Origin of the sequence: Caballeronia sp. ATUFL_F2_KS9A (assembly GCF_023630765.1) — a bacterium.
Lineage (GTDB): Bacteria > Pseudomonadota > Gammaproteobacteria > Burkholderiales > Burkholderiaceae > Caballeronia > Caballeronia zhejiangensis.
Window position 1 is genome coordinate 1 of record NZ_JALQEK010000057.1, and the last position, 5,445, is coordinate 5,445.

The following is a 5,445-nucleotide window of genomic DNA, read 5'->3' on the forward strand; positions in this document are numbered from 1 at the left end:
TGCTCTTTAAAAACTAACAGCCGATAAGTGTGGGCGCTTGATGGCGAGTGCGGCTGGTTCTTCGGAATCGGCAATAGCAAAAGTATCAAGAGTCTCACACGAAGTATCAGAGGAAGGTTTGTTCATCTTTGGATGGAATAAATCATCGTCAGTACGTTGAGTGAGCGACCTATTCGGAAGAATAGAAAACAGTAACAGGTATTGAACTGAAGAGTTTGATCCTGGCTCAGATTGAACGCTGGCGGCATGCCTTACACATGCAAGTCGAACGGCAGCACGGGGGCAACCCTGGTGGCGAGTGGCGAACGGGTGAGTAATACATCGGAACGTGTCCTGTAGTGGGGGATAGCCCGGCGAAAGCCGGATTAATACCGCATACGACCTAAGGGAGAAAGCGGGGGATCTTCGGACCTCGCGCTATAGGGGCGGCCGATGGCAGATTAGCTAGTTGGTGGGGTAAAGGCCTACCAAGGCGACGATCTGTAGCTGGTCTGAGAGGACGACCAGCCACACTGGGACTGAGACACGGCCCAGACTCCTACGGGAGGCAGCAGTGGGGAATTTTGGACAATGGGGGCAACCCTGATCCAGCAATGCCGCGTGTGTGAAGAAGGCCTTCGGGTTGTAAAGCACTTTTGTCCGGAAAGAAAACTTCGTCCCTAATATGGATGGAGGATGACGGTACCGGAAGAATAAGCACCGGCTAACTACGTGCCAGCAGCCGCGGTAATACGTAGGGTGCGAGCGTTAATCGGAATTACTGGGCGTAAAGCGTGCGCAGGCGGTCTGTTAAGACCGATGTGAAATCCCCGGGCTTAACCTGGGAACTGCATTGGTGACTGGCAGGCTTTGAGTGTGGCAGAGGGAGGTAGAATTCCACGTGTAGCAGTGAAATGCGTAGAGATGTGGAGGAATACCGATGGCGAAGGCAGCCTCCTGGGCCAACACTGACGCTCATGCACGAAAGCGTGGGGAGCAAACAGGATTAGATACCCTGGTAGTCCACGCCCTAAACGATGTCAACTAGTTGTTGGGGATTCATTTCCTTAGTAACGTAGCTAACGCGTGAAGTTGACCGCCTGGGGAGTACGGTCGCAAGATTAAAACTCAAAGGAATTGACGGGGACCCGCACAAGCGGTGGATGATGTGGATTAATTCGATGCAACGCGAAAAACCTTACCTACCCTTGACATGGTCGGAACCCTGCTGAAAGGTGGGGGTGCTCGAAAGAGAACCGGCGCACAGGTGCTGCATGGCTGTCGTCAGCTCGTGTCGTGAGATGTTGGGTTAAGTCCCGCAACGAGCGCAACCCTTGTCCTTAGTTGCTACGCAAGAGCACTCTAAGGAGACTGCCGGTGACAAACCGGAGGAAGGTGGGGATGACGTCAAGTCCTCATGGCCCTTATGGGTAGGGCTTCACACGTCATACAATGGTCGGAACAGAGGGTTGCCAAGCCGCGAGGTGGAGCCAATCCCAGAAAACCGATCGTAGTCCGGATCGCAGTCTGCAACTCGACTGCGTGAAGCTGGAATCGCTAGTAATCGCGGATCAGCATGCCGCGGTGAATACGTTCCCGGGTCTTGTACACACCGCCCGTCACACCATGGGAGTGGGTTTCACCAGAAGTAGGTAGCCTAACCGCAAGGAGGGCGCTTACCACGGTGGGATTCATGACTGGGGTGAAGTCGTAACAAGGTAGCCGTATCGGAAGGTGCGGCTGGATCACCTCCTTTCTCGAGCTTCGCACACGAAGTCAAGCGCTCACGCTTATCGGCTGTTGTTTGAAGACAGGCTTTGGGTCTGTAGCTCAGTCGGTTAGAGCACCGTCTTGATAAGGCGGGGGTCGTTGGTTCGAATCCAACCAGACCCACCACGGTCAAGATGAGTCAGGCAGTCAGTGAGGCTGCAGACGCGAGACGCGGGGGATTAGCTCAGCTGGGAGAGCACCTGCTTTGCAAGCAGGGGGTCGTCGGTTCGATCCCGTCATCCTCCACCAAGTCCTCAATGCGCAGTGTTTCGTGAAGCACTTTGCATTGGCGATTGAAAGCCAGTTGATGTCGCAGGCGAGTGAAGTGAGCTTGTCGGCTAAACGTTCTTTAACAATCTGGAAGAAGTAGTAAAGAGACTATCTAAAAGCACTTAGAGATGGGTGTGAGTCGGGTAGTCAGGGTAGTGATTGTATCAAGTATGAAAAGTGATCTTGATGATGACTTGGAATACGGCACAACGCGAATACTCAGCCTATGGCGAGGGTGGCTCGAGAGAGACACACTTGTTATAGGGTCAAGCGAACAAGTGCATGTGGTGGATGCCTTGGCGATCACAGGCGATGAAGGACGCGGTAGCCTGCGAAAAGTTGTGGGGAGCTGGCAAACGAGCTTTGATCCACAAATGTCCGAATGGGGAAACCCACTCCTAATGGAGTACCCACAACTGAATACATAGGTTGTGTGGAGCGAACGCGGTGAACTGAAACATCTAAGTAACCGCAGGAAAAGAAATCAACCGAGATTCCCAAAGTAGTGGCGAGCGAAATGGGATCAGCCTGTACTCTTTATCTTTGTTGTTAGTCGAACGCTCTGGAAAGTGCGGCCATAGCAGGTGATAGCCCTGTAGACGAAAACAGCGAGGAAGAACTAGGGGTACGACAAGTAGGGCGGGACACGTGAAATCCTGTCTGAAGATGGGGGGACCATCCTCCAAGGCTAAATACTCGTGATCGACCGATAGTGAACCAGTACCGTGAGGGAAAGGCGAAAAGAACCCCGGGAGGGGAGTGAAATAGATCCTGAAACCGCATGCATACAAACAGTCGGAGCCTGGAAACGGGTGACGGCGTACCTTTTGTATAATGGGTCAGCGACTTACGTTCAGTAGCGAGCTTAACTGATTAAGGCAGGCGTAGCGAAAGCGAGTCCGAACAGGGCGATCAGTTGCTGGGCGTAGACCCGAAACCAAGTGATCTATCCATGGCCAGGTTGAAGGTGCGGTAACACGTACTGGAGGACCGAACCCACTAACGTTGAAAAGTTAGGGGATGAGCTGTGGATAGGGGTGAAAGGCTAAACAAACTTGGAAATAGCTGGTTCTCTCCGAAAACTATTTAGGTAGTGCCTCGTGTATCACCTTCGGGGGTAGAGCACTGTCATGGTTGTGGGGTCCATTGCGGATTACTACGCCATAGCAAACTCCGAATACCGAAGAGTGCAATCACGGGAGACAGACATCGGGTGCTAACGTCCGGTGTCAAGAGGGAAACAACCCAGACCGCCAGCTAAGGTCCCAAAGATTGGCTAAGTGGGAAACGAAGTGGGAAGGCTAAAACAGTCAGGAGGTTGGCTTAGAAGCAGCCACCCTTTAAAGAAAGCGTAATAGCTCACTGATCGAGTCGTCCTGCGCGGAAGATGTAACGGGGCTCAAGCCAGTCACCGAAGCTGCGGATGCGTACGCAAGTACGTGTGGTAGGAGAGCGTTCCGTAAGCCTGCGAAGGTGCGTTGAAAAGCGTGCTGGAGGTATCGGAAGTGCGAATGCTGACATGAGTAGCGATAAAGGGGGTGAAAAGCCCCCTCGCCGTAAGCCCAAGGTTTCCTACGCAACGTTCATCGGCGTAGGGTGAGTCGGCCCCTAAGGCGAGGCAGAAATGCGTAGCTGATGGGAAGCAGGTCAATATTCCTGCACCATTGTTAGATGCGATGGGGGGACGGATCGCGGAAGGTTGTCCGGGTGTTGGACGTCCCGGTCGCTGCGTTGGAGAAGGCACTTAGGCAAATCCGGGTGCGTAATTCAAGGGCGTGGCGCGAGCTTCTTCGGAAGCGAAGCAATTGGAAGTGGTTCCAAGAAAAGCCTCTAAGCTTCAGTCTAACGATGACCGTACCGCAAACCGACACAGGTGGGCGAGATGAGTATTCTAAGGCGCTTGAGAGAACTCGGGAGAAGGAACTCGGCAAATTGGTACCGTAACTTCGGGATAAGGTACGCCCTTGTAGCTTGACTGGCCTGCGCCAGGAGGGTGAAAGGGTTGCAATAAACTGGTGGCTGCGACTGTTTAATAAAAACACAGCACTCTGCAAACACGAAAGTGGACGTATAGGGTGTGACGCCTGCCCGGTGCCGGAAGATTAAATGATGGGGTGCAAGCTCTTGATTGAAGTCCCGGTAAACGGCGGCCGTAACTATAACGGTCCTAAGGTAGCGAAATTCCTTGTCGGGTAAGTTCCGACCTGCACGAATGGCGTAACGATGGCCACACTGTCTCCTCCCGAGACTCAGCGAAGTTGAAGTGTTTGTGATGATGCAATCTCCCCGCGGCTAGACGGAAAGACCCCATGAACCTTTACTGTAGCTTTGCATTGGACTTTGAACCGATCTGTGTAGGATAGGTGGGAGGCTATGAAACCGGAACGCCAGTTTCGGTGGAGCCGTCCTTGAAATACCACCCTGGTTTGTTTGAGGTTCTAACCTTGGCCCGTGATCCGGGTCGGGGACAGTGCATGGTAGGCAGTTTGACTGGGGCGGTCTCCTCCCAAAGCGTAACGGAGGAGTACGAAGGTACGCTAGGTACGGTCGGAAATCGTGCTGATAGTGCAATGGCATAAGCGTGCTTAACTGCGAGACCGACAAGTCGAGCAGGTGCGAAAGCAGGTCATAGTGATCCGGTGGTTCTGTATGGAAGGGCCATCGCTCAACGGATAAAAGGTACTCTGGGGATAACAGGCTGATACCGCCCAAGAGTTCATATCGACGGCGGTGTTTGGCACCTCGATGTCGGCTCATCTCATCCTGGGGCTGTAGCCGGTCCCAAGGGTATGGCTGTTCGCCATTTAAAGAGGTACGTGAGCTGGGTTTAAAACGTCGTGAGACAGTTTGGTCCCTATCTGCCGTGGGCGTTGGATATTTGAAGGGGGCTGCTCCTAGTACGAGAGGACCGGAGTGGACGAACCTCTGGTGTACCGGTTGTGACGCCAGTCGCATCGCCGGGTAGCTATGTTCGGAAGAGATAACCGCTGAAAGCATCTAAGCGGGAAACTCGCCTTAAGATGAGATATCCCCGGGGCTTCGAGCCCCTTGAAGGGTCGTTCCAGACCAGGACGTTGATAGGTCAGGTGTGTAAGTGCAGTAATGCATTGAGCTAACTGATACTAATTGCCCGTAAGGCTTGATCCTATAACCAGTGTGTTTCACGTACTGACCTGGCGCCACAGCGCTTGGTCAATACCACCCCTGGTTGAGTAGCGTTGTGCGACACTCACTCCCCAAACACTTCTACTTCTTCCCAGATTGGTTGTCGCGCCCACCCAGGCGAGACAACAACAAGTCATGCCTGATGACCATAGCGAGTCGGTCCCACCCCTTCCCATCCCGAACAGGACCGTGAAACGACTCCACGCCGATGATAGTGCGGATACCCGTGTGAAAGTAGGTAATCGTCAGGCTCCTCATGCT

The 5,445-nt window shown here is 53.3% G+C and carries 2 tRNA genes and 3 rRNA genes; all 5 read left to right on the plus strand.

What is annotated here, in order from left to right:
• The first annotated feature begins 203 nt into the window (after positions 1–203).
• The 5 genes from NCS67_RS31725 to rrf all read left to right on the plus strand — a co-directional run bounded on the left by NCS67_RS31725 (position 204) and on the right by rrf (position 5,435).
• Positions 204–1,735 (plus strand): 16S ribosomal RNA (locus tag NCS67_RS31725).
• A gap of 63 nt (positions 1,736–1,798) precedes the next feature.
• Positions 1,799–1,875: transfer RNA gene (locus NCS67_RS31730), tRNA-Ile, on the plus strand.
• 47 nt (positions 1,876–1,922) lie between these two features.
• Positions 1,923–1,998 (plus strand) — tRNA-Ala (locus tag NCS67_RS31735).
• Between the two features lie 285 nt (positions 1,999–2,283).
• Positions 2,284–5,166 (plus strand): 23S ribosomal RNA (locus NCS67_RS31740).
• Positions 5,167–5,322: 156 nt separating this feature from the next.
• A 5S ribosomal RNA gene (rrf, locus tag NCS67_RS31745) occupies positions 5,323–5,435 on the plus strand.
• The 16S, 23S and 5S rRNA genes sit together here with 2 tRNA genes alongside, the layout of an rRNA operon.
• The last annotated feature ends 10 nt before the right edge of the window (positions 5,436–5,445 follow it).